Here is a 26187-nt window from a genome sequence, read left to right as displayed (position 1 = left end):
ATGAGCCTCTATGCGATGCAGAAATTCCTCTTCGCGCTCAACCGCGAGCCCGAGGTGCAGCGCCGCTATGCCGAGGGCGGCGAGACGCGCGCGGCACTGCTGGGCGCCTACGACTTCACCGAGGAGGAACGCGAGGCCATCGACACCGGCGACATCGGCAAGCTCTACGTGCTCGGCTGCAACGGCCAGCTGCTGATGCACTTCGCGCCGCTGCTGGGCATTCCGTGGGCCGACTACCTCGAGGCCATGCGCGAGGGCGTGCGCAAGTACGGCCCGGTGCGCGCGGGCATCTACGCAATGACAACGGGCACGGACGAAAAGGTGGCAGGAATATGAAGACCCCCACGCTCCCCACTTCGTGTGGTTCGCTGCCCCCCGAGGGGGCGCTCGATGCCCTTCGGGCGGCCGGGCGGGCATCGATATGAGCCTCGTATTCGCAGGCGTGTGCAGCCACGCCCCCGGCATCACCGGCCGCGCGCATCTTGCCGACCCGGCCGTGAAGGACGAGTTCCACGCGCAGTTCCATCGCTTCGGCGAGGCGATGCGCGCGACGAAGCCCGACGCGGTGATCGTGATCGCCGCCGAGCACTTCGCGAACTTCTTCATGAACAACATGCCGGCCTACGCGATCGGCATGGCCGACAGCTACGAAGGCCCGATCGAAGACCCGAAGTGGCTGGGCATCGAGAAGCACCGCATCCCCGGCGACGCCGCGCTGTCGCAGCGGCTGATCCGCGAGGTGATGCAGACGGTGGACGTGGCCTACGCGGAGGAGTGGAAGTTCGACCACGGCATCATGGTGCCGCTGAATTTCCTCACGCCTGCGTTCGACACCAAGGTCATTCCCGTGAACATCAACTGCCAGGGCCCGCCGCTCACGCCGCTGCACCGCGCGTGGGCCTTCGGCGAGGCGCTGCGCCGCGCCTGCGACAAGCTGCCCGAGCGCATCGCACTGGTGGGCACGGGCGGCATCTCGCACTGGCCGGCCACGCCCGACTCGGGCAAGGTCAACGCCGAGTGGGACGCCGAGTTCATGCGCCGCTGGTGCGCCAACGACCGCGACGCGCTGCTCTCGCAGGACGACTACGGCGACGAGGCCACCTACCGCGAAGCGGGCCAGGGCGGCTTCGAGATCCGCACCTTCATCAGCGTGGCGGCCGCCGCGCGCGGCAAGGGCGAGATCTTCCACATGAAGGCGATCCCGATCTTCGCTGTGACCTGCACGGCCGCGACGATGTCGGTCGAATGAACCGGAGGAAGCGACGATGCCCCACCTGGTGATCCTCTACACGCCGAACATCGAGGCCGAGACCGACATGTCGGCCCTGTGCCGCACGCTGGCCGACACCATGCTCGCGCAGCGCGACGAGGCCGGCAAGGCGGTGTACCCCACCGGCGGCACGCGCGTGCTGGCCTACCCGGCAGCGCACTTTGCAGTGGCCGACGGCAAGGCGGACTACGCCTTCGTCTACCTCAACCTGCGCATGGCCGCGGGCCGCTCCGAGGCGGTGAAGAAGAAGGCCGGCGACGACCTGCTGGCGGCCGTGCGCGCGCACTTCGCGCCGATCTTCGAAAAGCGCCACATCGGCATCACGCTGCAGATCGACGAAAGCCCCGGACAGGTGTACGACGGCAAGCACAGCAACCTGCATCCGCTGTTCAACAAGAGCTGAACGACAGGAAAAGAACGGACCCACATGCTCTCCCAAGCCACCATCGCCCAACTGGCCGCCGAGCTGCACGAAAGCGAGAAGTCGCGCGTGCAGGTCGAGCACTTCTCCAAGCGCTTTCCCGAGATGACCATCGAGGACGGCTACGCCATCTCGCGCGAATGGGTGAAGGCCAAGATCGCCGAGGGCCGCACCGTCAAGGGCCACAAGATCGGCCTGACCTCGCGCGCGATGCAGCAGTCCAGCCAGATCGACGAGCCCGACTACGGCACGCTGCTGGACGACATGTTCTTCGAGCAGGGCGGCGACATCCCGTTCAAGCGCTTCATCGCGCCGCGCATCGAGGTGGAGCTGGCGTTCGTTCTGGGCAGGAAGCTGCAGGGCCCGAACGTGACGATGTTCGACGTGCTGGCCGCCACCGACTACGTGGTGCCCGCCATCGAGATCATCGACGCGCGCATCGAGCAGTTCGACCGCCACACCAAGGCGCCGCGCAAGGTGTTCGACACCATCTCCGACAACGCGGCCAACGCCGGCATCGTGATGGGCGGGCGGCCGGTGAAGCCCGACGCGGTGGACCTGCGCTGGGTGAGCGCGCTGCTGTTCAAGAACGGCGTGATCGAGGAATCGGGCGTGGCCGCCGCCGTGCTCAACCACCCGGCCAACGGCGTGGCCTGGCTCGCGAACAAGCTCGCACCGTGGGACGAGTGCCTGGAAGCCGGCGAAGTGGTGCTGGGCGGCTCGTTCACGCGGCCCACGACGGCCGTGCCCGGCGACACTTTCCACGCCGACTACGGCCCGCTCGGCTCCATCTCATTCCGCCTTGTATGAAGCTCGCCCCCAGGCTTCGCGCACTTCGTGTCGCTTCGCCACCCCCCTACCGGGGGCAACACCTGCGGCCCGGCAAAGCCGGTTCCGCGGTGTTCCACGAATAGAGACACCCCCTTTCCCTCCCAGGACTGAACATGCACACACCCATCAACACCTTCAAGCAGGCCCTCGCGGCCGGCAAGCCCCAGATCGGCCTGTGGGTCGGGCTGGCCGACGGCTACGCGGCCGAGATCCTGGCCGGCACCGGCTACGACTGGCTGCTGGTCGACGGCGAGCACGCGCCCAACGACGTGCGCTCGGTGCTCGCGCAGCTGCAGGGCATTTCCAGCGCGTGGTCGGCGCAGGCCGAGGCCGACCGCTCGCATCCCATCGTGCGCATCCCGGTGGGCGACACCACGCTGATCAAGCAGTACCTCGACATCGGCGCGCAGACGCTGCTGGTGCCGATGGTCGACACCGCAGAGCAGGCCGCGCGCCTGGTGCAGGGCATGCGCTACCCGCCCGAGGGCATCCGCGGCATGGGCAGCGCGCTCGCCCGCGCCTCGCGCTGGCAGGCCTACCCCAACTACCTGCACGAGGCCAATGCGCAGACCTGCCTGCTGGTGCAGGCCGAGACGGTGGAGGCGATGAAGAACCTCGACGCCATCGCGGCCACGCCGGGCGTGGACGGCGTCTTCATCGGCCCGGCCGACCTGTCGGCCTCGATGGGCTTCGTGGGCCAGCCCAACCACCCGGAGGTGCAGGCGGTGATCGCCGATGCGATCGCGCGCATCCTCAAGGCGGGCAAGGCGCCGGGCATCCTCTCGACCACCGAGGAGCAGGCGCGCAAGTGGCTCGCGGCCGGCGCGCTGTTCGTGGCGGTCGGCGTGGACACCATCGTGCTGGCGGCGGCGGCGAAGCAGCTGCTGGCCAGGTACAAGGCGGCGCCCGGCGCGGCCTCACCCAACGGCTACTGACAACGGCCACCGATCCTCTTCAAATGGGAGCACCTGCAATGCAACGCACCACCCTCGCCGCGATGGCCGCGGCCGCCACCCTGTTCCTCGCCGCCTGCGCCCCCATGGGCGGCGGCAAGCCCGGAACCACCGCCCAGCAGGAGGCGAACCGCCAGGCGGTGCTCGCCTTCTACGAGAAGGGCCTGAACCAGAAGGACGCCGACGCGGCCCTGCAGTACGTGGGCAACCGCTACGTGCAGCACAACCCCACGGCGGCCGACGGCCCCGAGGGCTTCCGCAAGTTCATCGCCTTCCTGCGCGAGAAGTTCCCGAACTCCAGGAGCGAGATCAAGCGCAGCTTCGTCGACGGCGACTACGTGATCCTGCACGTCAACGCGATCCGCGAGCCGGGCACGCGCGGCAGCGCCATCGTCGACATCTTCAAGCTCGAGAACGGGAAGATCGTCGAACACTGGGACGTGGTGCAGCCCGTGCCCGAGACCGCCGCGAACAGGAACGGCATGTTCTGACCGCCCTCCTTGCGCAACACAACCCGCCAGCCGACGCCAGCCCGATGACCAAGCCCGACGACACGAACGACAGCCGCAGCAACGACAGCAGCAGGCGCTTCCGCTCCGCCACCATCCGCGAGGGCACGATCCGCGCGACCACGCGCAGCTTCCTGCACGCGCTGGGCCAGGACGACGAGGACATCGCGCGCCCGCACGTCGGCGTGTTCCACACCGGCGGCGAGATGAGCCCGTGCAACCTCAACCTGCGCGAGCAGGCGCAGCACGCCAAGACCGGCATCTACGCCGGCGGCGGCACGCCCCACGAGTGCCCGGTGGTGTCGATCAGCGACGGGCTGACGATGGCGCACTCGGGCATGCGCTTCTCGCTGATCTCGCGCGAGCTCATCGCCGACAGCGTGGAAGCCTCCACGCGCGGCCACCAGTGGGACGGCATCTTCGCCATCGGCGCCTGCGACAAGAACCTGCCGGGGCTGATGATGGGCATGGTCCGCTGCAACGTGCCCAGCGTGTTCGTGCACGGCGGCTCGGCGCTGCCGGGCCAGATGCCGGGCCCCGACGGGCAGGACCTCAACGTGGTCGACACCTACGAGACCATCGGCAAGGTGCTGGCCGGCACCGCGACGCACGACGAGCTCGACGCCATGAGCCGCGCCTGCCTGCCCACGGCCGGCGCCTGCGCGGGGCAGTTCACGGCCAACACCATGGGCATGGTGTCGGAGGCGCTGGGCCTGGCGCCGATCGGCTCCAGCATGGTGCCCGCCGTGTTCAGCGAACGCGCGCCGCTGATGCGCCGCGCCGCGAAGCAACTCATGAAGGCGGTCATGGGCGACGGCCCGCTGCCGCGCGACATCGTCACGCGCAAGGCGCTGGAGAACGCCTGCGCCATCGTGTCGGCCACGGGCGGCTCGACCAACGCGGCGCTGCACCTGCCGGCCATCGCGCACGAGGCGGGCATCAGGTTCCACCTCGACGACGTGGCCGAGATCTTTGCCCGCACCCCGCTCGTCGCCGACCTGCGCCCGGGCGGCAAGTACCTGGCGCGCGACGTGTTCTACATCGGCGGCGCGGGCGTGATCCTGCGCACGCTGCTGGAGCAGGGCTTCCTGCACGGCGACGCGCTCACCTTCACCGGCCGCACCATGGCCGAGGAACTGGCCGGCGCGCTGGCTCCGGACGGCCGCGTGGTGCGCGAGGCGGGCAACCCGATCACGCGCGACGGCGGGCTGGCGGTGCTCAAGGGCAACCTGTGCCCCGACGGCGCGCTGCTGAAGACGGCCGGGCTGAAGACGCTGGTGCACCGCGGCCCGGCGCGGGTCTTCAATTCCGAGGAAGAGGCGCAGGCCGCCGTGCAGAACCGCCGCTACGAGGCGGGCGACGTGATCGTGATCCGCAACGAAGGGCCCAAGGGCAGCCCGGGCATGCGCGAGATGCTGGGCATCACCGCCCTGCTCTATGGCCAGGGCATGGGCGACAAGGTGGCGCTGCTGACCGACGGGCGCTTCTCCGGCGCGACGCGCGGCCTGTGCATCGGCTACGCCGGGCCCGAGGCGGCGGACGGCGGCCCTATCGCGGCGCTGCGCGACGGCGACATGGTGTCCATCGACGCGCGCGCGCAGGCGCGCTCGATCACGGTCGACCTGACGGCCGAGGAAATCGCGTCGCGGCTTGCCGGACGTGAGGTAAACGCGGGGGTCGCGCGAGGCGGCCTGCTGGAAAAATACGCGCTCACCGTGCGCCCTGCCCACCAGGGCGCCGTGACCCACTCGGGCGCGGTCACCTGGCTGCGCGACGAGTCTTGATCGACCCCTCCACAACCACCGTCCGGAGAGAGACACCATGAGCTTCACGCGCCGCCAGATCCTGCAGACCACCAGCGCATCCGCCCTGATCGCCAGCCTCGGCCAGAACGTCTTCGCGCAGGCGACGACCAACCTCGAGACCGCCACCATCGTCACCGGCTTCGCGGCCGGCGGCACCTCCGACACCACCTGCCGCCGCCTGGCGACCAAGCTCGGCGGCGACTACGCGAAGACCGTGGTCGTCGACAACCGCACCGGCGCAGGCGGGCAGATCGCCGTGGGCTACGTCAAGGGCCGCCCGGCCGACGGCAGCACCATCCTGCAGACGCCGACCTCGATCCTCACGATCTACCCGCACATCTACAAGAAGCTGCCGTACGACCCGATGGTCGACATCACGCCGGTGAGCCTGGCGTGCATCTTCGACTTCGGCTTCGCGGTGGGCCCCGCGGTGCCGGCCAGCGTGAAGACCGTGCCCGAGTTCCTGGCCTGGGCCAAGGCGAACCCGGCCGGCGCCAACTACGGCTCGCCGGCCGCGGGCTCCACGCCGCACTTCATCGGTGCGCTGCTGGGCAAGAAGGGCGGCGTGGAACTCAAGCACGCGGCCTACCGCGGCACGCAGCCGGCCATGCTCGACCTGCTGGGCGGCAACATCTCGGCGGTCTCGGGCCCCATCGGCGACATCACGCAGCACCTGCCCACGGGCAAGGTGCGCATCCTGGGCGTGTCCGGCGCCAAGCGCAGCCGCTTCGCGCCCGAGGTGCCCACCTTCGGCGAACAGGGCCTGAAGGACATGGCGCACAGCGAATGGTTCGCCTTCTTCCTGCCGGCCAAGGCCTCGCCCGAACTGGTGGCGAAGCTGAACGCGGCGATGAAGAACGCGCTCGTGCAGAAGGACGTGATCGACGGCCTCGGCACCTTCGGGCTGGAGGCGATGTCCTCCACCCCGGCCGAGCTGACCGAACTGCTGAAGAAGGACACCGCCAAGTGGGGGCCGATCGTGAAAGAGGTCGGCTTCACCGCGGAGGGATAGACCACCCCCGTTCCTCGTTCACTTCGTGTAGCCGAATCCCCCTCGAGGGGCAACACCGGCGGCCCGGCAAAGCCGGTTCCGCGGTGTTCCCTTCTAAGGGCAGAGGCCGACGCGGTGGGCGAGCCATCCAGATAGAAGGAACTGCCATGAACGCAATCGCCACCGCCGCGCCGTCTTCCACGTCTGCGCTTGTCCATCCCTCGATCCATCCGGACGAGCGCGCCGCGCGCGAACAGCTCGCGGCCTGCTATCGCGTGTTCGCGATGCTGGGCTGGACCGAGATGATCTACAACCACATCACGGTGCGGCTGCCCGACAGCGTGACCGGCGGCGAGAAGCAGTTCCTCATCAACCCCTTCGGCCTGCACTACAGCGAGGTCACGGCCAGCAACCTGGTGAAGATCGACCTGCAGGGCAATGTGCTCGACGGTTCGTCGTACCCGGTGAACCCGGCCGGCTTCACGGTGCATGCGGCCATCCACGACGGGCTGGAGGGCGCGCACTGCGTGATGCACACGCACACCACGGCCGGCGTGGCCGTGGCCTGCCTGCAGGGCGGCCTGCAGCAGACCAATTTCTATACGGCGCAGCTGCACGACATGGTGGCGTACCACGACTTCGAGGGCATCACGATCCATGCCGATGAAGGCCCGCGCCTCCTGAAGAGCATCGGCGACCGCAACGCGGTGATCCTGCGCAACCACGGCCTGCTGGCCTGGGGGCAGACGCTGCCGCAGACCTTCGCGATCCTGTGGACGCTGCAGCGCGCCTGCGAGATCCAGATGGCGACCTTCTCCATGGGCCAGGCCATTCCGGTGAGCGAGGAGATCGCGCGGCGCTGCACGCGCGACGCGCTGCAGTTCAGCCCCGAGCACGGCGCGGGCCAGGACGTTTTCAACGCGCTGGTGCGGCAGGTGGACCGCATCGACGCCTCGTACCGCAACTGAACCGAAGCGACCGAGCTCATGAAGATCTGCATTTACGGCGCCGGCGCGATCGGCGGATGGATCGGCGTCGGCCTCGCCCAGGCGGGCGAACGGCTGAACGTGGTGGCACGCGGCGCCACGCTCGAGGCCCTGCAACGCGACGGCCTGTCGCTGATGCGCGGCAGCGCGGGCGGAGAGGTGCGCACGCGCGTGCCGGTCAACGCGGTGGCCGACCCGGAGTCGCTCGGCGTGCAGGACCTGGTGGTCATCGCGGTGAAGGCACCGGCGCTGGCCGGCGTCGCGGAGCGCATCGGGCCGCTGATCGGCGCCGACACCATCGTGCTGGTGGCGATGAACGGCGTGCCGTGGTGGTTCCTGGAAGGCGGCTTCGGCGGCCCGATCAGCGGCCACCGGCTCGCGGCGGTGGACCCCGAAGGCGCCATCGCGCGCGCCATTCCCTCGCGCAACGTGGTCGGCTGCGTGGTGCACGCGAGCTGCTCGCTCGACGCGCCGGGCGTGGTGCGGCACCACTTCGGCAACGGGCTGATCATCGGCGAGCCCTCGGGCGAGGCCACGCCCCGCGTGCAGAAGCTGCTGGCGCTGCTCAACAGGGCCGGCATCGACACCACGCTGTCGCCGCAGATCCAGAAGGACGTGTGGTTCAAGCTCTGGGGCAACATGACGGTGAACCCGATCAGCGCCCTCACCGGCTGCACCACCGACCTGATCATGGGCGACGACTACGTGCGCGGCTTCATCTCGGCGGTGATGCTGGAGGCCAAGGAGATCGGCCGGCGCATCGGCATCGAGATCACCCAGAGCCCGGAAGACCGGCACGAGATCACCAAAAAGCTGGGCGCCTTCAAGACTTCCATGCTGCAGGACGTGGAGGCCGGGCGCTCGGTGGAGCTCGACGCGCTGGTGACGGTGGTGCGCGAACTGGGCGAGCTGACCGCCGTGGCCACGCCGTTCACCGACGCGCTGCTGGGACTGGCGCGGCTGCGCACGCGGCAGCTCGGGCTCTACTGAGCACCGGGCCACCGGCCAGAGTCAGGCCGCGCACAGGTTCGGCCCGCAGACTGAAAAGAGACGGGGGTGGGGATTGCGGGGGCCGCAAACCCTGTACCTGCGCCTTTCTTCTTGGGCTATCCTCTCGCCACTCAAAAATGCACGTAGCGATTTATTACACACCACCAAGGCTGCATGCATGTCCGAGCACAAGGGGAGACGGATGCGTTTGATCTTCATCGAGCTGCTGGTGGCGCTGGTGCTGCTGCCCATCAGCGGCCTTTTCTGGTGGTGGGCCTTCGGCATGGGCGGCCTCGCGGTGGCCGGCTTCGTGGTGGTGGCCGGCGGTGCCCTCTATCTGGTGGTGCGGGGCGTGCGCTCCGCCAAGAAGCAGCTCGGCCACCCGGGCGACGATCGCGAAGAATAGACAAAGCCGGGCCTGCAACGGGCCTGGACGCCACGGCCGTGGCGCAGAAACATTCGCATTCAATTCGCCGGCGATCGGCACCGGATTTCTCCTCGATTCGTACACCCCGCGCCATCTCATGGGGCGCGGATGAACTCTTTTTACTGATTTATTTCGATCGCGACAGCCATTACGCACGTTTCAATGATCGAAATATGAAACACATCCTGGCGCCCAAAAGCACCAAGCTCAAAAGGCAATACGAAAGTTTTGTCCGCATCGAAGAAATTCCGAACCTGCACGAAATAGCCGTCCAATTAGGCTGAAATCACTCTTCGGCCGAATGGAACGTCATTGCACGTACTTGGTGATTTCAGCCCCGACACGGGGCGTCCCCGCTTCGGGATTAATCAGAAAACCGTAATTCCAGAGCGGCCCAGGGGGATGGAGCGCCGACGAGACCACCCCACGATGCACTGTCGCCTCCAGCAGGCAAGTTGATGCTCCCGGCCCACGCCTTGTCGGTCGATTCCTACTTCGATACATCTCATTACAAAATCGAACGCAATATCAAAAACCCTATGGGACCTGACTTTGTGGAACGAAAACCACAATCTCCCGACGGTGCGGGGTAATAAATAGGTCGCAATTTAGCGGCTGCGGAAGTGCCTGCAAAACGGGCAGTGCACACCCCCTTTTCCGAGTGAAAAACGCACTCCGCAGGCCATGTTCCGGCATGACCCTGTGGCCGGCGTGGTCGACGCACGAATAGACACGTCATTTGCGTCTACTCCACCAAAAAGTCGCCTCGCGAAGGCAGCGAGAATTCGCGCTCCTGCAGGCCTGCCGATAAATCGACGGGGCCCCGGTCAATTCGAATTCATCAAAAAGAATTAACCGGTGCAATCGAGCAATTTCAGGCTCGGGCTTTGCATGTGGAATCGCAGTTTTTGAAATAACCCAAGTTCGCAATGGAGTTCCATTTGTCACGCTACCTGTACCTGACGGGTTGGAGTGCCGCCCTGGTTGGGGCGTTGGCGCTTCAGGGCTGCGCGCCGGGCTTCGGCTCGGTGGCGGCCTACGAGCCCGACCGGAGTCCGGCGCCGGCACTGGCGGCTGACGGCATGCCGGCCGAGGGCGGGCTGGTGCCGATCTCGCCCAGCCTCATCAGGGCCATGTCCGACGCACGGCCCACGGCGGTGCCGCCGGACGTGAAGGCGCTGTTCGGCGAAGCGCCGCCCTACACGATCGGCCCGGGCGACGTGGTGGGCGTCATCGTCTACGACCATCCCGAGCTGCTGCCGCATGCCGGCGCCGTGATCTCCCAGCAGGTGGACCCCACCGGCATCAGCGTCGCGCCCGGCTTCATCGTCGACGCCTCGGGGCAGATCAGCTTTCCCTACATCGGACGCGTGAAGATGCAGGGCCTCACCGAGATCGAGGCCTCCGACCTGATCGCCAGGCAGATCGCCAGGTACATCAAGGACCCGCAGGTGACGGTGCGCATCCAGTCCTTCCGCAGCCGCCGCGCCTTCGTCGAGGGCGAGGTGAACTCGCCGGGCCTGCAGATCTTCACCGACGTGCCGATGACGCTGGCCGAGGCGCTCAACCGCGCGGGGGGCATCACGGCCGCGGGCGACCGCTCGTTCATCACGCTCACGCGCGGCGACAGGACCACGCTGATCGACCTGCCGAGGCTGCAGGACATCGGCATCGGCGCGAGCCGCATCCCGCTGCACAACGGCGACGTGGTGCAGGTGCGCAACCGCGACGAGAGCAAGGTGTTCGTGATGGGCGAGGTGCTCAAGCCCTCGGCGCTGAACATGCACAACGGCCGGCTCAGCCTCAACGAGGCGCTGGGCGAGGCCGGCAGCGCGAACCTGGGCACGGCGAACACGGGGCAGATCTACGTCGTGCGCAACAACCGCAACGGCGAGGGCACCGATGCGACGAGCACGCCTTCGGTCTTCCACCTGAACGCGAAGAACCCGGCCGCGCTCGCACTGGCCGACCGCTTTCCGCTGCAGCCGCGCGACGTGGTCTACATCGACTCCGTGCCGCTGGCCAGCTGGAACCGCGTGGCCAGCCTGATCCTTCCCGCAGCGCAGGTGCTCGACATCGGCGACCGCGTCTACATGAACCACCGATGAGATCCGTGCTGACAGTCTGCATCGGCAACATCTGCCGAAGCCCGATGGCGGAAGGCCTGCTCGCCGCAGGCCTGCCGCAATTGCGGGTGTTCTCGGCCGGCACGGGCGCGCTCGTCGGCCGGCCGGCGGACGCCACCGCGCGCAGGCTCATGCAACTGCGCGGCATCGACATCTCGGGCCACGTCGCGCAGCAGGTGAGCCAGCTGCTGTGCCGGCAGGCCGACCTGATCCTGGTGATGGACCGCGACCAGCGCCGCCATCTGGAGACGGCCTACCCCTTCGTGCGGGGCAAGGTGTTCCGCATCGCCGAGTTCGAGGGCCACGACGTGCCCGACCCCTACGGCAAGGACGAGGCTGCGTTCGAGCATGCCCTGGCGCTGATCGATGCCGGCGCGCGCGCGTGGATCGACCGCATTCTGAAAATCACGAAACCCGAGCAGCAACCGACATGAACGCAACCCAGCAAGCCGCGCTGCCGCTGCAAGCCATGGAAGAGGATGGTGATGGCATCAACCTGGCCGAGTACCTCGACATCCTGATCGACAACCGCTGGCTCGTCGCGGCCGTCGCCCTCGTGGCGGTGCTGCTGGGAACGGCCTACGCCTTCCTCGGCAAGCCGGTCTACGAGGCCAATCTCGCGGTGCAGGTGGAGGACAGTGGCAACTCCGCGGGCAGCTTCCTCGGCGATGCGGCCTCCTCGCTGCTGAGCGTGAAGACGCCGGCCGCGGGCGAGATCGAGATCCTGCGATCGCGCGCCATCCTCGGCAAGGCGGTGGAGAACACCAAGCTCTACATCAGCGCACGGCCGCGCTATGCGCCCTTCGTGGGCAGCTGGCTCGCGCGCCGCGCGACCGGGCTTTCGGAGCCCGGCTTCATGGGACTGTCGGGCTACGTGACGGGCACCGAGAAGATCCTCGTGCCCCGCTTCGACGTGCCCGCCGACTTCGAGGACAAGCCGTTCACGCTGACCCTGGGCACCGACGGCAGCTACGAACTGAGCAGCGCCGACATCGAGACGCCTTTGAAGGGCATCGTCGGCACGCTGCTGGAGGCGAAGCTGCCCGGCGTCGCCAACGGCAACCTGAGCCTGATGGTGAGCAGCATCGAAGCCAGGCCCGGCGCGCAGTTCGTGCTGGTGCGCTCTTCCGCGCAGCTCACGCTGCTGGCGCTGCAGGACGCGCTCAAGGTGGTCGAGAAGGGCAAGCAGTCGGGCGTGCTCGACGTGAGCTGGAAGAACCCCGACCCCGAGAAGCTGACGCAGCTGCTCAACGAGATCGGCCGGCTCTACGTGCGGCAGAACATGGAGCGCAAGGCGGCCGAGGCCGAGAAGACGCTGGGCTTCCTCGACGGCGCGTTGCCCCAGTTCAAGAAGCAGCTCGAGCAGTCCGAAGACATCTACAACCGCTACCGCAACCAGAACGGCACCGTGAGCCTCGACGACGAGGCGAGGAACGCGCTGGCCCAGACGGTGGACCTGCAGTCCAAGCTGCTGGAGGCCGAGCAGAAGCGGCGCGAGCTCACCTCGCGCTTCACGAACGAGCACCCGAGCGTGCAGACGCTCGACGCGCAGGTCGCCGCATGGAAGAGCGCGCTGGCCGCCGTCGACGCACGCATCCGCAAGATGCCCGAGCTGCAGCAGAACACGGTGCGCATGCAGCGCGACATCAAGGTCAACACCGACCTCTACGTGTCGCTGCTCAACAGCTCGCTGCAGATGCGGCTGGCGAAGGAAGGCAAGGTCGGCAACGTGCGCCTGCTCGACGAGGCCATCGTTCCCGAAGAGCCGGTGTGGCCGAAGCGGCCGCTGGTCATCGCGCTGGCGGCGATCCTCGGGCTGGCGGCGGGCCTGGGCGCGGCGATCGCGCGCAGCTCGTTCTTCGGCGGCATCCGCAACCCGGCGGAGATCGAGAGCCACACCGGCCTCAACGTCTACAGCAGCGTCCCGCTGAGCACTGCGCAGCGCACCATCGACAGGAACATCGAGAACAAGGTGGCAGGCAAGCACGTGCTCGCGCACCTGCAGCCGGAAGACCCGGCGGTGGAGAGCCTGCGCAGCCTGCGCACCGCGCTGCAGTTCGCGATGCTGGAGGCGACCAACAACCGCCTGCTGATCTCCGGCGCGACGCCGGGCGTGGGCAAGACCTTCGTCTCGGTGAACTTCGCGGCGATCAGCGCGGCCACGGGCAAGCGGGTGCTGCTGGTCGACGCCGACCTGCGCAAGGGCCGGGTCAGCCAGTTCTTCTCGATCCCGCGCTCCGCGGGGCTGTCGGAGCTGATCGCCGGCACGCTGAGCCTCGAGCAGGCCATCCGCCCTGCCGTGCTGCCCAACCTGGACGTCATCACCACCGGAGTGCTGCCGCCCAACCCGGCGGAGCTGCTCACCAGCGAGTCGTTCGTGGAGGTGCTGGAGAAGCTGTCGCCGCTTTACGACCTCGTCGTGATCGACACGGCCCCGGTGCTGGTGGCCGCCGACACCGCCTCGGTGGCGCCGCTGGCCAGCACCCTGCTGCTGGTGGCGCGTGCCGAGAAAACCCAGCTCGGCGAATTGAACGAGACCGTCAGAAGGCTCGCCCATGCAGGCAGGAGCGTAAATGGCGTAATTCTGAATGCTATTGATTTAAGCCGTAGGCATGCTGGAAGCGGCGGCTACAAATATGGCGCTTACAAACAGTTGCAATACACATACAATACCAACAGGGATTCCACTTAGACCGTCTGAATTGGAGTTAAATTCAAAATCATGCGACGGATTTCGGTCTCTCACATCGATTGGATACTCAAATAGTATTCGGCATCAAAAGGCATTACAAATGATCGTTAATTCATTCGTATTGCCTTCATCGAGTCATTTGGCCGCGCAATAGTGCGTGCATACGCAGGCACCAAGAGGCATTTGTGCGGATAGTGTCGGCCAAAAAAACAGGGCCATAACCGAGGATCTGCGGGCAATTGCCCGCATGAGGAAAGGTGCGTCAAAAAATGAAAGCATTTCGACGGGAAATATTGTCGCGCTTCAAATCCGGATGGAAAGATCCCGTGGAAAACCTCCATTCGGAGGAGTCGCTCGTACCGCAGGGCTGGGACATCGACGCAGGCGCCGGCATGTCGCGCGGCCGATCTCGATCAGGGTCGCAATCCGGAATCAACCATTCGCCATTGCTGAAAGTCGCGAAAAGATCGGTGGACATCAGCGCCGCCCTTTTCTTCTTCATCGCCTTCGGCTGGCTTTTCGTGCTGCTGGGGCTTTGCGTCTTCGCGAGCTCGGGTGCGCCGGTGCTCTATTACCAGCCGAGGTACGGCAAGAACGGGCGCGTATTCCGCTTCTACAAATTCCGCTCGATGATCGCCAATTCGGCGCAGGTGCTGGAGGAACACCTGAAGAACGACCCCGAGGCGCGGCGCCAGTGGGACGAATACCAGAAGCTCGACCACGATCCGCGCATCACACGTTTCGGCAAATTCATCCGCAAGACCAGCCTGGACGAATTGCCGCAATTCTGGAACGTGCTGGTGGGCGACATGAGCCTGATCGGCCCGCGTCCCTGCATGCTGGAGCAGAAGGAGCTCTACGGCCAGAGCTGGTCGCACTACTGCGCGGTGCGGCCCGGCATCACCGGCCTCTGGCAGGTCAGCGGGCGCAACCAGCTGACCTACAACGCGCGCGTCGCGCTCGACGTGAGGTATGTCGAAACCCTTTCCGTCGGGAAGGACCTCGACATCTTCTTCAGGACCATCTGGGTGGTCGCTGCCGGTCACGGGTCGCGGTGAGTTCCGCCGTCCCCTGCTGACCGGCTGCCGGCTCCGGCCCCGCCGGCCGGAGCAAGTCTTTCACGCAGTCCACGCCGCAAGGCCCGACAGACCTTCCTTCGCTTTGGAATCGATCGGATCGGAATCCACATGCCGATGAGCCACGCCATTGCAGCGCCGGCCGCGCAAGCACGCCCCCCGATGACCACGGGAAGAAGGGGCTCGCGCCGCTTCAACCCGTATTCCGTGGCGGGAGTGCTGATCGTGCTCGTGTACGTGGTCATCTACGCGTTCTTCAGGGAGATGCTTCCCGAGAAATGGAGCGTCGACTCGGCCAAGATCCTCGAGATCCTGAATTACGGCGGCACGGACGAAATGGACAATTCGTTCGCCGTGACGGCTGCGCTTTTCAGCATCATCGGATCGAACAATCTCGACGTATTCACCTGCGCCAGCAGCGCGGTATTTCTTTTCTTCGCGACGCGCAATATCCGCCGGGCCGGCGATTTCTTTTCCAGGCTGCTGCTGATCGCGCCCTGCATCATGCTGAACATGTTTGCGCCGTCGAAGGAGACGGTGGTGCTCATCATGACCATGTGCATCACGGTGACGACGATCTATTTCCGGACATCGAAATTCCTCACCATCGGCGCATTCCTGGGCCTTTACGCGATCTACGGTGTTTTCGTCCGGAATTACTATCTCCTGATCGTCGGCGCGTTCTTCGCCGTGCATTGGCTCTGGCGGCGGCCGCTCAAATACCATTTACTGGCCGCGATCCTGGCCGCCGGCGCCATCATGGCGGCGCCTTCCAATCTCCTGCAGACGCTGCAATCGCCGCGCGACACCTCCAATGCGTACGCGGAGCAGATCGGCAGCGACAACCGCACGGCATTCACCAATATCGCCTCGCCCGCCACCGGTCCCGGTTTCCTGGTGAATTACGTCTATGCGGCGACGGTGCTGATCACGCCCGTCATCTATTTCCACACGCCGAGCGATGCGTTCATGCAGATGATGATCGTGGCGATGCTGCTCATCCTCTACAAGGCTCGGCGAAGGTCGAGGCGGAATCCGGGGGAATTCGAGCCCCGTTTCTTCGGCAGCCTTTTCGTCGCCCACATCCTCGTCCAATTGATATTCGAACCGGACCTCGGCAGTTTCACCCGGCACCTGACCTCGGTGATGCTTTATCTGATCGCCATCAAGGTTTCCGGAAATCAGAGACCTGTTGCAGGTATTCCAAGATGAAAAAGATCCTGATCTGCGCTGTGCCCTTCAGCGACAACCTGGGCGACGGCGTCATCGCGGCGTCGCTGGCCCACATCGCGGCCATGAAGTACCCGGAGGCGAAGGTCGAGTTCCTCGACATCGCCGGGCGCGTGGGCTTCGACGAATCCAACCTGCGCGGCGGCGGCGCCTTCGGCATCTTCCAGAAGCTGCCCTCGCTGCTGCGCTCCGCCATCGTCTTCGCCTACTGCCTCAAGAACTACCTGCTGAGCTGGCGCCGGCAATGGCAGGCGGCGGTGGCCGATGCCGACCTGGTGCTGATCGGCGGCGGCCAGCTCTTCTGCGACGTGGCGCTGAACTTCCCGTCGAAGCTCTTCTTCCTGGGCAGGCTGCTGCGAGGAAAGCGGGTGGCGGTGGTGTCGGTCGGCGTCACGGGCAGGTGGTCGTTCTGGGGAAGGCTGCTTGTGGGCAAGTTCTTCCAGAACGCCGCGCCGGTCTACTACGCCACGCGCGACGTGGACTCGGCCAACAACCTGCACGCGTTCTTCCGCATCCCGCGCAGCCGCATCAGCGTGGTGCCCGATCCGGCACTGGTCTGCGCGAGCGCCTTCTCCGAGGAACTGTCGCCCGAGAAGAAGTGGGACGTGGGCATCTGCGTCAGCAGCCTCGACGCGCTGGTGATGAACTCCGAATACGGCAGCAAGCGCGCCGGCGGCTCGGCCGAGTTCTTCTCGGGCCTCGCGCAGGCCTTGCGGGCCGAGGGCGCGCGGGTGCTGTACTTCACCAACGGCGCGGCGGAGGACAACCGCGTGCTCGCCGAGATTTCCGAGCGCACCGCGGCGGCGGACGATTTCTCCTTCGCCGTGCCGAAGCGCCCCGACGACCTGGTCGCGCTGATCAGCGCCTGCTCCTGCATCGCGGCGCATCGGCTGCACGCGAACATCGTCGCCTACAGCCTGAGCATCCCGTCCATCGGCATGAACTGGGACAAGAAGGTCGAGTCCTTCTTCCGGCTCACGAACCGCACCGAGTTCCTGTTCGGCCTCTCGCCGCGCCATGACGAGCTGAAGGCCAGCGTGCTGAACCTGCTTCGGCAGCGCAACGACCCGCACCGGCTGGGCGAGCTCCAGTCCGAAGTCATCGCCGGCACCCACGCACTGATCTGAGCAGCGAGGAGCGAGAAAGCCATGAAAGTCCTGCACGTCGCGGAAACGCTCAAGGGCGGGCTGGAGACCTATCTCCGGATCGTCTCGAACTTCCAGCGCAACTCGCCGGAGATCAGCCAGGTGAAGTTCATCCTGCCCGGGCAGGTCGACTGGCTGAGCCCCGAGAGCGCGCACGTGGTGCCCACCGCGCGCAGCCCGCTGTCGCTGGTGGGCTACGCCAAGCGGGTGAAGAAGATCATCGAGTCGGAGCGGCCCTCGGTGCTGCACCTGCACAGCTCGATCGCCGGCGGCATCGTGCGCTCGATGGCGCTGCTGGGCCAGATCCCGCGCGAGGTGAAGATCGTCTACTGCTCGCACGGCTGGGCCTTCGACCAGGCAGCGTCGCGCTACAAGAAGTCGGCCTACCGCTGGATCGAGCGGCTGCTGTCCTCGCGCAGCGACGCCATCATCTGCATCAGCCGCCACGAGGTGCGGATCGCGGCCGAGTCGGGCATACGGCGCTGCACCTGCATTCCCAACGGCATCGATGCCGTGAGCACCGACGCGGCCCCCGCGCCCGAGCCGCAGCCGCCCGAGGGCGCCGGCAGGCCTGCGCCGCGCACCATCCTGTTCGTCGGCCGGCTCGACCGGCAGAAGGGCATCGACCTGCTGCTGGACGCCTACGCCCGCGTGCGGCCCGACTTCAGGCTGATCGTGGTCGGCGACGCGGTGCGCAAGGACCTGCAGCTCGCCCAGCCCGAGCGCGTCGAGTTCAAGGGCTGGCTAGAGAAGGACTCGCTAGACGCGGTCTACCAGTCGTGCGACGCCATCATCGTGCCCTCGCGCTGGGAAGGCTTCGGGCTGGTCGCGGTCGAGGCGATGGCCAGGAGCAAGGCGGTGTTCGCATCGGCCGTCGGCGGCCTGGTCGACATCGTCGAGAACGGCCGCAGCGGCCGGCTCTTCGAGCTGGAGCACATCGACCAGCTGCTGCGCGAGATCGACCGCATGCCCATCGAGACCCTGCGCGAGATGGGCCGGACCGGCCGGCGGATCTTCGAGGAGAAGTTCACCTCGCAGCGCATGAACGCCGCCATCGTCGACCTGTACAAGGAGTCGGTACTGCCATGAAGAAGAAGACCCTCGCCAGCCTGCTGGGCGCCCTGCTCTTCGCGGCCGCCTCGGTCGTGCCGGCCGCTTCGGCACATGCCAGGGGCATCGGCACGCTGAGTTCGGAGTACCCGGTCTCCCTGAGCGTGCAGATCGATCCCGCGACCATCACCGACGACGACCTGCGCGAAATCCGTGCGGCCGGCTTCGAGTTCGTGCGCTTCGGCGTGCGTCCGCCGATCAGGAGCGTGAATCCGGGGCTCACCGACTATTCGAAGCTGATCCAGCGCGTGCGCAAGGCCAGGCTCGATGCCATGGTCACGCTGTTCGGCGGCAAGGAGATCTGGGGCCACGAGCCTGGCGACATGCGCGGCAGCGGTGGCGGCAGCGGCAGCAAGGAAGACCGCTTCGCCGACTTCGCGGCCGACTTCATCAAGGCGCACTCGGCCGACGTCGCCATCTGGGAAGTGTGGAACGAGCCCGACAACAAGACCTTCCTGCAGCCCGCTCTGGTGCGCGACTTCGGCGCGGCCACCTCGGCGCTGTGCGAGCGGCTCGCGCAGCGGCAGATCCGCCCGGACATCATCGTCGGCTTCGGCTTCGCGAAGCTGCCCTTCGTCGGCGGCGGAGGAGGCGGCGGTAGGGGGAAGGTACCCTCGGAGCTGGAAGACGCCTTCGTCTCCGCCGCGCGCAGCGACTGCCTGACGGACATCTCCATCCACCCCTACCGCTCGGTGCCCGAGACCGCGCTGGCCGACTACCAGAGGCTGCGCGCGCAGCTCGACAGGCGCCAGCTGAACAAGACCGGCATCGTCGCCTCCGAATGGGGCTACGCCTCGTACATGCCGGTGCGCAACCAGGGTGCGCAGGCTTCGCTGATCTTCAGGGAGTACCTGATCAACGTCGCGGCCGGCATCCGGCTGCTGAACCTGTACTCGTGGCGCGACCGCGGCCAGTCGTACTTCTCCAAGGAAGACAACTTCGGGCTCATGTCGATGTCCGGCGAGAAGAAGGAGGCCTACTCGGCGCTGACCGAGTTCCTGAAGATCGCGCGGCACTCGCAGAAGGTCTCCTACGACGACGCGCGCGGCGCGAGCCGGCTGGTGCTGCGCCGCGGCGAGTCGATGCTGCACGTGGTCTGGACGCAGGGCGCGGAGCAGAGCGTGTCGGTGCCCGCGGCCGCGGGCGCGAAGTGCACGCGCGTCGACTTCTTCCCGCAGATGCGCGAAGGCAGCTGCGGCAGCCGTTCGGGCGAGGGCTTCAGCGTGAAGGCGACCTCCAGCCCGGTGCTGCTTTCCATCTCGGGCTAGGTGGATGAAGCAACGGCTCTCCGGACTCGGCAAACGCCTCGGCGGTCCCATCTATGCCGTCGCCGACCAGTGCATCTACAGCGCGAGCCAGCTGCTGCTCAGCTTCGCGCTGGCCCGCGTGCTCTCGCCCGCGGACTTCGGCGTGGCCTCCGCGTTCCTCGCGGTGATCAGCTTCCAGTACATCCTGCACATGGCGATGGTGCACGAGCCCCTGCTGATCCGGCGCCACTACGCCGACCGCTCCTCCGCCTGGCTGACCTGGGCGCTGGTGGTGCTGTTCTCGCTGCTGGGCTTCCTGGCATGGCAGATCGCCGCGTTCCCGGGGCAGCTGCACTGGGTGGGCGTGGCGCTGATCGTGGGCTACGAGATCTTCTGGATCTCGCGCAGCCTGCTGCTCGCGGGGCGGCGCTACGGCGTGCTGTGCATCTCGGGCGCGCTGATCTCGGTGGGCTACGTCGTCGTGCTGAATGCCGCCAGGCCCGCGGGCTGGAAGGAGGCGCTGCTGCTGGTCTCGGTGCTGCAGCTGCCCTTTCTCTTCCTGGTGCTCGCGAACACGCGCCACACCGTCCTTCCGCTGCCGGCCGCGAAGGACGCCCACGGCCTGACGGCGCGCGAATCGATGGCCTACGGCTGGAAGGCCAGCCTCTCGCAGTTCATGAGCTGGATCATGACCGGCGGCGCCATCCTGCTGCTGGGCTCCTCGGCCGATGCCGAGCAGGGCGGCCTGCTGAAGATCTACATCACCTTCCTGCTGCCGATGCAGTACGTGCTGTCGGCGCTGGGCTACTACCTGCTGCCGCAGCTGGCGGCCAACTGGAAGTCGGCGGACGACGCCAGGAGGAAGAAGTCGCTGCGCGACTTCACCGGCTTCGTGCTGCTCGGCTTCGTGGTCGCCGAGGCCGTGGGCGTGGCGCTGGGCCTGCTGGGGCCGCACCTCGTGGTGCTGGCCTTCGGCGCGAACTACCGGGGCATGGACTTCTCGCCCTTCTTCTACGCGCCCGCGATCTTCGGGCTCACCATGTGCCTGCGCACCGGCTTCAGGGCCGCGTCGCGGCCGGGCGCCCTGCTGCTGTGCTCGATGGTGGGTGCGGTGGTGTTCGCGGTCGCGATGCTCGCGGCCGGACGGCCCGTCTCCTACATCCAGACCATCCACGCCATGACGTGGGGCTTCGCCTGCATGGCCGCGCTGATGGTCGGCTGGCTGTTCTTCCTGGTGCGGGCGAGCGGGGCTGACGGGAACAAAGGGGAGCAACGCGCCTGAAGCCCCAAGGGCCGGCGCCGGACGAGGAGATCCTGATGAGCAACCCACTGCTTCGCGGCGTGAGCTTCGACGAGCGCCTCCGGTTCCTGCGGGATGGCGTCGTGTGCCTGCGCGGGATCGTCTCGCCCGAGTGGATAGAGCTGGCGCGCGACGGCCTCCGACAGCGGCGCGACGGCCTGCTGCTGCAGCACCTAGTGTCCGAATCGGGCGCCAGCGAGATCGCCGGCCAGCTGACGGTGAACCGCCGGCTGGGCTGGACCTGCGACGAACTGCTCTTCGACAAGGACGTGAGCGCCGCGACCGCTGCGCACTGGCACCAGGACGTGTCCTGCGGGCTGGCCGACAGCCACCGCATCGTCCACCTGTGGATGCCGGTGGACCACATGCCGCGCGAGATCGCGCCGGAGGTGGTGCGCGGCTCCCATCTCTGGAAGACCGGCTACCGGATCGCAGGCCAGTCCGGTGAAGCGCCGGCCATCGATCTGCCCGACATCGAATCCAACCGCGGCGCCTTCGACATCGTGGGCTACGAGGTCGACCCGGGCGACGTGGTGGCCTTCAACCACCGTTCGCTCCACCACTCGGGCCCGGTCATGAGCTTCGGCGAGAAGCACCGCGCCTTCGCGATCCTGTGCGCCGACGACGAGCTTCTGGCGCTGGCGCTGGGGCTGAACCGGCAGCCCGCGGCCATGCAGGCGTTCCGCGCGGCCTAGGACGCGTTCACCAGAACTTCTCGGGCGTGGCCGAAAGCGTCTCGGTGCAGCGCGCCACGGCCTTGGCGCGCTCCTCGCGCAGCCGCTGCCAGTTGTCGGCCTGCCACTCGTTCCATGCGACCGGCTCCGACTGATAGAAGCACGCGGCCGGCGGACGCATGAAGCCCGCGCGGCCGAGCTCGGCGCCGAACTTCAGGCGATACAGCTCGTCCGAGCCGGTCAGGTTCTCGTAGACCAGGTGCCAGGAGCCCGGAAGCAGCGGCGTGTCCGCCACCGCCTGCACCTTGCGCGCCTCCTCGATCTCCTCGGGCGTGGAGCCGTCGGTCAGGGCCGTGGCGTAGGCCGCCTCGGCGCGCTTGCGGTAGATGTCGGTGGCGACCTTGCTGAGCGCATCGTTCAGCTCGCTGATGGCGGGGTTGACGCCCAGCGGGTCGTCCTTGAGCGCCTCCAGCGTGGTGCCGCCGAGGTCGTCCTTCGAGAAGCCCTGCGCGCCGACGCTCACGCCGCCCGCGATGACCGACAGCGCGATGTTCAGCGCCACCTGCCCCGCGATGTTGTTCATCGTGTTCTCGCGGCGGACCACACGAAGCTGTTCGATCCCGGGCTTGTACATGCCCCGGCTGAAGCGCACGCGGGTCTGAGGTGCCGCTGGCGCGGCAGCTGCGACCGCTTCGACAGGTGCGGCGGGCGATATGGGTGCGACAGGCACGGCCGGCGCGCCTGCGACGGCCTCCGTGGCTTGCGATCGCTGCGGGTCCGCGGATGCCGCCGCGTCGGTTTCGGCGTGCGCCGAGACAGCGGCGACCGCCAGCGCGATGCCGCATGCGCGCCAGGCGGCGCGCGCTCCCTGTTTCTTCGAAATCATGTGAACGAAATTCCTCCCGGCGCGGATTGTCTCCGAGCCCCGGGGGCCAGCGTCCGCAGCACGGCATCGAGCACAAGCCCGTGGTCCCGTGGCCGGGACTGGAGCCAGTCGTGCAGCTTGTGCCCCGCGCCTTCGAGCCGCACGACCTCGACGGACTCGGCCCTGCGGGCCCTGCGCTCGTACTGGTCGAGGACCTGCGCGGGAATCACGGCGTCCTGCGTTCCGTGGACCAGCAGCAGGCGGCCTTCGAAGCCTTCGAGCGCCGTGAAGGCCGGCGAGCTCGCGTAGTCCACGGTCGAGCGCAGGATCTGCTGGAAGCTCGGGCCGAAGGGCGCGTCCTGGGCCGGGGCCGCATAGGCTGCCGGGCAGAAGAGCACCAGCGCGGGCGGCTGCAGCCGCTCGATCAGGGAGCACGCGACGTGGCCGCCCATGCTCGTGCCGATCAGCGAGAGCGGCCGCCCCGGCGCCACGTGGCCGGCCACGGCCAGCGCCTGCGACATGCGTTCGTTCAGGCTGGAGCCTTCGACCTGGCCGGTGCTGTCTCCGTGACCGGAGAAGTCGAAGGAGGCGCTCGCGACGCCATCGCGCGCCAGAGCCGAGAGAAGGTACTGGATGCCGCGCCGCGAGGACTGGCCGCCGCCGTGCAGAGCCAGCACGCTCGGCGCGTCGCCAGCGGCGTTGCCGGTGACCGTGCCGCGCAGCGTTTGATCGGCCGCATCAACGGAGAAGTCGTCGTTCATCGCGCGAGCATGACACGGCCCGCCCGCCCTTTCAGGCGGCATCGCCGGCGACAACGCGGCCCGAAGCCTCCCTCGCCGGCATCGTCACCCACCACGCCGCGCAGACGATCAGCAAGCCCCCTGCCCAGCCCCACGGCCCGATGCGCTCGCCGAAGCCGCAGGCCGCGATCAGCGCGCCGAACACCGGCTCGCTGCCCATCAGCAGCGACACGCGGCTCGGGCTCGAACGCGAGGCCGCATGGTTCTGCGCGAAGAAGGCGAAGACGGTGCACAGCAGCACGAGGTAGGCCATGCCCCACCAGAAAGAGGCCGTGGCAGGCGGAACGTGCCATGCGCCGCCGGCCGGCGCGGCGACGAGCGCGAGCGCCCCCGCGCCGAGGGCCATCACGCCCGACTGCACCGCCGTCAGCGTCAGCGCCGGCATCGCATGGTGCCCGGCGAGCCGTCGCGTCATGCAGACCATCACGGCGCGCAGGAAGGCCGCGATCACCATCAGGCCGTCGCCCCAGCCCACCGAGAGTTCCGCGGGCGAGGTGGCCGAGAGCATCGCCGCGCCCAGCGCCGACAGGCCGGCAGCCCGGAACATGCGCCGCGCCGGCCGCTGGCCCAGCAGCCACCATTCGACGAAGGGCGTGAGCGCGACGCACAGGCTGATGAGGAAGGCGGCATTGCTGGCCGTGGTGAGCGACACGCCGAAGGTCTCGCAGACGAAGATCGCCAGCAGGTTCGCACCGAGCAGGCCGCCGACGGCGAGGCCCCTCTGCCACTCGACGCCGAACAGCGGCTTCAGCGCGGGCAGCAGCACGAGGAAGGTCAGCCCGAAGCGCAGCGCGATGAACTCCAGCACCGGCAGCTGCTGCGTCGCCTGCTTGGCCACTGCGTAGCTGCCGCCCCACACCGCCGCCACCAGCAGCAGCATGACCTCGGCGAGGCCGATGCCCGCCGACCTCTTCGTCTTTGAATCCATACTTCGCTTGCGCCGTCCGTGAACATTTCCGAGAACCCGACGCATCCGTCGTGCATGGAATTGTTCCGGGCATCATCCGGGCCGCACAGGCGTCGGCCGGAACAGGACTATTGCGTCGTGGGAACGAATTCATTTCTCAAGGTGCTGCCGGAGATGGTGACCTTCGTGCGGGTCGCCGAGCTCGGCAGCTTCTCGGCCGCGGCCGACCTGCTGGGCATGACGCCTTCGGCAGCGAGCCGGCAGGTGAAACGGCTCGAGAAGGAGATCGGCGTCCAGCTGCTGCAGCGCACCACGCGCCAGCTGCGGCTGACCGAGCCCGGCGCCGAGGCCTTCGCGCGCTGCCGCGAGCTGGTGCTGGCGGCGCAGGGTGCGATGGAGATCGGACAGCAGTTCGCCGCGGGCCCGAGCGGGCTGGTGCGAATCAGCGCGCCCAAGGCCTTTGCGCGGCGCGTGCTGCATGCGCACGTCCTCGAGTTCCTGCGGCGCTACCCCGACGTGGACGTGCAGCTCATCGTGGCCGACCGCGACGTCGATCCGATCCGTGAAGGCGTCGATCTGGTGGTCCGGCTGACGACGAAGCCGCCCGAGGGGCTGGTGGCGCGCCGGCTGATGCCGGTGGCGCACATCCTCTGCGCCTCGCCGCGCTACCTGGCGGCGCATGGCCCCATCGAGCACCCGCGCGACCTCGCGGCCCACAGCTGCCTTTCGCTGGGCGAGCACGAGCGCGACAACCACTGGCGGTTCGGCAGGGAAGAAGGAGGCAAGAACAAGGAGGAGGACGAGGAAGCGGAAGTCATCGTGCGCGGCCGCTATGTCTCGAACCACAGCGAAGTGCGGCTCGAAGGCGCGCTGGCGGACCTGGGCGTGGCCGTGGTGCCGGCCTTCGTCGCGCAGCAGGCGCTGGATGCGGGCAGCCTCGTGCGCGTGCTGCCCGGCTGGGAGTACCGCGGCAACTACCGCGGGCACGCGTACATCCTGTACCCGCCCAACCGCTTCATGGCGCCCAAGTGCAGGGCGCTGGTCGATCACCTGGTGAGCGCGCTCAGTGCTTCTTCAGCAGGACGCGCACAGCCTCCGGCAGGGAGTTGACCTGCGGCATGAAGTGGTCGAGCAGCGCGCCCAGCGCCACCGCGCAGATCACCGCGCCGAGCAGCGGCTTCCAGGTGAGCCGCACGGCGGCCATGAGCCAGCCCTCGCGCGCCACGCGCACCGCCGCGCGCGCCGACACGTAGGAGAACGCGATCTCGATGGCCACGGCCAGCAGCGCGTCCCAGCTGAAGTACAGCAGCACCAGCGAGCCCGCGCCGAACAGGATGGCCGCGCAGATCAGGAAGACGGCGATCACCGGGATGACGACCACCGCGCCCTCGTCCGCACCGCCGGCCACGTCGAGCGCGCCGCTGGCGACGTCGGAGAGGCCGCTGCCGCTGCCGCCACCCCCGCCATCGCCCGGGGCCTTGCCGATGCCGGTGTGGCTGTGCGAACTGCCGCCGCGTCCGCCGCCGAACTCGAAGTCGGGCGCGTCGACGTCGAAGTCGAGCCCTCGCTCCTCGACGAGGCGCTTCGCCCACCAGCGCAGCACCAGGAGATAGCCCAGGTACCCCACGCCCAGCGTGAGGAAATAGCGCACCGCGAGCGAATCGACGTGCAGCAGGTGCATCTGCAGCGCAGAGACGCCCCACATGAGCAGCAGCGTGAAGCTGCCGATGAGGATGCCGTGCGTGCGCAGGCTGTACTTGCGGTGCAGCTCGCGCTCGAGCTGCGTTTCCCACAGGCGCACGGAGCGCCAGTTGGAAAGGATCTTCACGGCC

General features: G+C 67.6%; 27 protein-coding genes. 23 read left to right on the top strand and 4 right to left on the bottom strand.

Going from position 1 to position 26187, the window contains the following annotated elements; all coding sequences use genetic code 11:
• From ACTJLF_RS17615 to ACTJLF_RS17510, 22 genes are all read left to right on the top strand, one after another.
• Positions 1-336, top strand: coding sequence for an aromatic ring-opening dioxygenase subunit LigA (locus tag ACTJLF_RS17615; protein WP_019658002.1), 336 nt, complete (start codon positions 1-3; stop codon positions 334-336).
• An 85-nt stretch (positions 337-421) separates the two neighbouring features.
• Positions 422-1249 carry an extradiol ring-cleavage dioxygenase gene (locus tag ACTJLF_RS17610; protein ID WP_440883601.1) on the top strand — a complete coding sequence of 276 codons (828 nt, stop codon included), beginning with the start codon at positions 422-424 and terminating at the stop codon, positions 1247-1249.
• A gap of 16 nt (positions 1250-1265) precedes the next feature.
• The gene (locus ACTJLF_RS17605; protein ID WP_019658000.1) at positions 1266-1673 is read left to right on the top strand and encodes a 5-carboxymethyl-2-hydroxymuconate Delta-isomerase; all 408 of its coding nucleotides are present in this window, start codon (positions 1266-1268) and stop codon (positions 1671-1673) included.
• 24 nt (positions 1674-1697) lie between these two features.
• A complete protein-coding gene (gene hpaH / locus ACTJLF_RS17600; protein ID WP_019657999.1) occupies positions 1698-2501 on the top strand; it encodes a 2-oxo-hept-4-ene-1,7-dioate hydratase in 804 nt (267 codons plus the stop codon).
• 134 nt (positions 2502-2635) lie between these two features.
• A complete protein-coding gene (gene hpaI, locus ACTJLF_RS17595; RefSeq protein ID WP_019657998.1) occupies positions 2636-3457 on the top strand; it encodes a 4-hydroxy-2-oxoheptanedioate aldolase in 822 nt (273 codons plus the stop codon).
• Positions 3458-3495: 38 nt separating this feature from the next.
• Positions 3496-3966 (top strand): nuclear transport factor 2 family protein, encoded by a 471-nt coding sequence (locus ACTJLF_RS17590; RefSeq protein WP_126184153.1) that lies wholly within the window; start codon positions 3496-3498, stop codon positions 3964-3966.
• Positions 3967-4010: 44 nt separating this feature from the next.
• Complete coding sequence (gene ilvD / locus ACTJLF_RS17585) at positions 4011-5768, top strand: dihydroxy-acid dehydratase (protein ID WP_019657996.1); 1758 nt, start codon at positions 4011-4013, stop codon at positions 5766-5768.
• A 37-nt stretch (positions 5769-5805) separates the two neighbouring features.
• The gene (locus tag ACTJLF_RS17580; protein WP_019657995.1) at positions 5806-6801 is read left to right on the top strand and encodes a Bug family tripartite tricarboxylate transporter substrate binding protein; all 996 of its coding nucleotides are present in this window, start codon (positions 5806-5808) and stop codon (positions 6799-6801) included.
• Between the two features lie 146 nt (positions 6802-6947).
• Positions 6948-7748 carry a class II aldolase/adducin family protein gene (locus tag ACTJLF_RS17575; protein ID WP_132800198.1) on the top strand — a complete coding sequence of 267 codons (801 nt, stop codon included), beginning with the start codon at positions 6948-6950 and terminating at the stop codon, positions 7746-7748.
• Positions 7749-7766: 18 nt separating this feature from the next.
• A complete protein-coding gene (locus ACTJLF_RS17570) occupies positions 7767-8756 on the top strand; it encodes a 2-dehydropantoate 2-reductase (protein ID WP_126184155.1) in 990 nt (329 codons plus the stop codon).
• A 202-nt stretch (positions 8757-8958) separates the two neighbouring features.
• Entirely contained in the window at positions 8959-9162 is a 204-nt protein-coding gene (locus ACTJLF_RS17565) for a hypothetical protein (RefSeq protein ID WP_026346788.1), read from the top strand.
• 38 nt (positions 9163-9200) lie between these two features.
• Positions 9201-9467, top strand: a complete 267-nt coding sequence (locus tag ACTJLF_RS17560; protein WP_157773833.1) for a hypothetical protein — start codon at positions 9201-9203, stop codon at positions 9465-9467.
• Between the two features lie 645 nt (positions 9468-10112).
• Entirely contained in the window at positions 10113-11291 is a 1179-nt protein-coding gene (locus tag ACTJLF_RS17555; RefSeq protein ID WP_019657990.1) for a polysaccharide biosynthesis/export family protein, read from the top strand.
• A complete protein-coding gene (locus tag ACTJLF_RS17550; protein WP_019657989.1) occupies positions 11288-11743 on the top strand; it encodes a low molecular weight protein-tyrosine-phosphatase in 456 nt (151 codons plus the stop codon). Before ACTJLF_RS17555 ends, ACTJLF_RS17550 begins: the two co-directional genes overlap by 4 nt.
• Positions 11740-14001 (top strand): polysaccharide biosynthesis tyrosine autokinase, encoded by a 2262-nt coding sequence (locus ACTJLF_RS17545; RefSeq protein WP_440883600.1) that lies wholly within the window; start codon positions 11740-11742, stop codon positions 13999-14001. The genes ACTJLF_RS17550 and ACTJLF_RS17545 overlap by 4 nt, the downstream gene beginning before the upstream one ends.
• A 392-nt stretch (positions 14002-14393) precedes the next feature.
• Positions 14394-15059: a sugar transferase gene (locus ACTJLF_RS17540; protein ID WP_038116462.1), complete on the top strand. Its 666-nt coding sequence runs from the start codon at positions 14394-14396 to the stop codon at positions 15057-15059.
• A gap of 135 nt (positions 15060-15194) precedes the next feature.
• Positions 15195-16289 (top strand): hypothetical protein, encoded by a 1095-nt coding sequence (locus tag ACTJLF_RS17535; RefSeq protein ID WP_440883599.1) that lies wholly within the window; start codon positions 15195-15197, stop codon positions 16287-16289.
• The gene (locus ACTJLF_RS17530; protein ID WP_132800204.1) at positions 16286-17434 is read left to right on the top strand and encodes a polysaccharide pyruvyl transferase family protein; all 1149 of its coding nucleotides are present in this window, start codon (positions 16286-16288) and stop codon (positions 17432-17434) included. The genes ACTJLF_RS17535 and ACTJLF_RS17530 overlap by 4 nt, the downstream gene beginning before the upstream one ends.
• A gap of 21 nt (positions 17435-17455) precedes the next feature.
• Positions 17456-18541, top strand: a complete 1086-nt coding sequence (locus tag ACTJLF_RS17525) for a glycosyltransferase (protein WP_132800207.1) — start codon at positions 17456-17458, stop codon at positions 18539-18541.
• Complete coding sequence (locus ACTJLF_RS17520; protein ID WP_132800210.1) at positions 18538-19830, top strand: hypothetical protein; 1293 nt, start codon at positions 18538-18540, stop codon at positions 19828-19830. Before ACTJLF_RS17525 ends, ACTJLF_RS17520 begins: the two co-directional genes overlap by 4 nt.
• Before the next feature lie 4 nt (positions 19831-19834).
• A complete protein-coding gene (locus ACTJLF_RS17515) occupies positions 19835-21091 on the top strand; it encodes an oligosaccharide flippase family protein (protein ID WP_440883598.1) in 1257 nt (418 codons plus the stop codon).
• 35 nt (positions 21092-21126) lie between these two features.
• The gene (locus tag ACTJLF_RS17510) at positions 21127-21804 is read left to right on the top strand and encodes a phytanoyl-CoA dioxygenase family protein (protein WP_440883597.1); all 678 of its coding nucleotides are present in this window, start codon (positions 21127-21129) and stop codon (positions 21802-21804) included.
• Positions 21805-21811: 7 nt separating this feature from the next.
• Here the strand turns inward: ACTJLF_RS17510 and ACTJLF_RS17505 are convergent, their stop codons facing one another.
• The 3 genes from ACTJLF_RS17505 to ACTJLF_RS17495 are packed head-to-tail and all read right to left on the bottom strand — an operon-like array spanning position 21812 to position 24376.
• Entirely contained in the window at positions 21812-22669 is an 858-nt protein-coding gene (locus ACTJLF_RS17505) for a hypothetical protein (RefSeq protein ID WP_440883596.1), read from the bottom strand.
• Positions 22666-23409 (bottom strand): alpha/beta hydrolase, encoded by a 744-nt coding sequence (locus ACTJLF_RS17500; RefSeq protein WP_354327371.1) that lies wholly within the window; start codon positions 23407-23409, stop codon positions 22666-22668. Before ACTJLF_RS17500 ends, ACTJLF_RS17505 begins: the two co-directional genes overlap by 4 nt.
• 31 nt (positions 23410-23440) lie before the next feature.
• Complete coding sequence (locus ACTJLF_RS17495) at positions 23441-24376, bottom strand: DMT family transporter (RefSeq protein WP_440883595.1); 936 nt, start codon at positions 24374-24376, stop codon at positions 23441-23443.
• Between the two features lie 117 nt (positions 24377-24493).
• Here ACTJLF_RS17495 and ACTJLF_RS17490 point away from each other — a divergent pair, with 117 nt between their 5' ends.
• Positions 24494-25465: a LysR family transcriptional regulator gene (locus ACTJLF_RS17490; RefSeq protein WP_440883594.1), complete on the top strand. Its 972-nt coding sequence runs from the start codon at positions 24494-24496 to the stop codon at positions 25463-25465.
• Here ACTJLF_RS17490 and ACTJLF_RS17485 read toward each other — a convergent pair.
• On the bottom strand, positions 25419-26183 hold the full coding sequence (locus ACTJLF_RS17485; protein ID WP_132751871.1) for a hypothetical protein: 765 nt from the start codon (positions 26181-26183) through the stop codon (positions 25419-25421). The two genes, ACTJLF_RS17490 and ACTJLF_RS17485, sit on opposite strands and share 47 nt — an antisense overlap.
• Between the last annotated feature and the right edge of the window lie 4 nt (positions 26184-26187).

Source organism: Variovorax sp. 22077, assembly GCF_052044195.1.
Classification (GTDB): Bacteria; Pseudomonadota; Gammaproteobacteria; order Burkholderiales; family Burkholderiaceae_C; genus Variovorax; species Variovorax atrisoli.
This window is presented reverse-complemented; position numbering and strand designations above follow the sequence as displayed.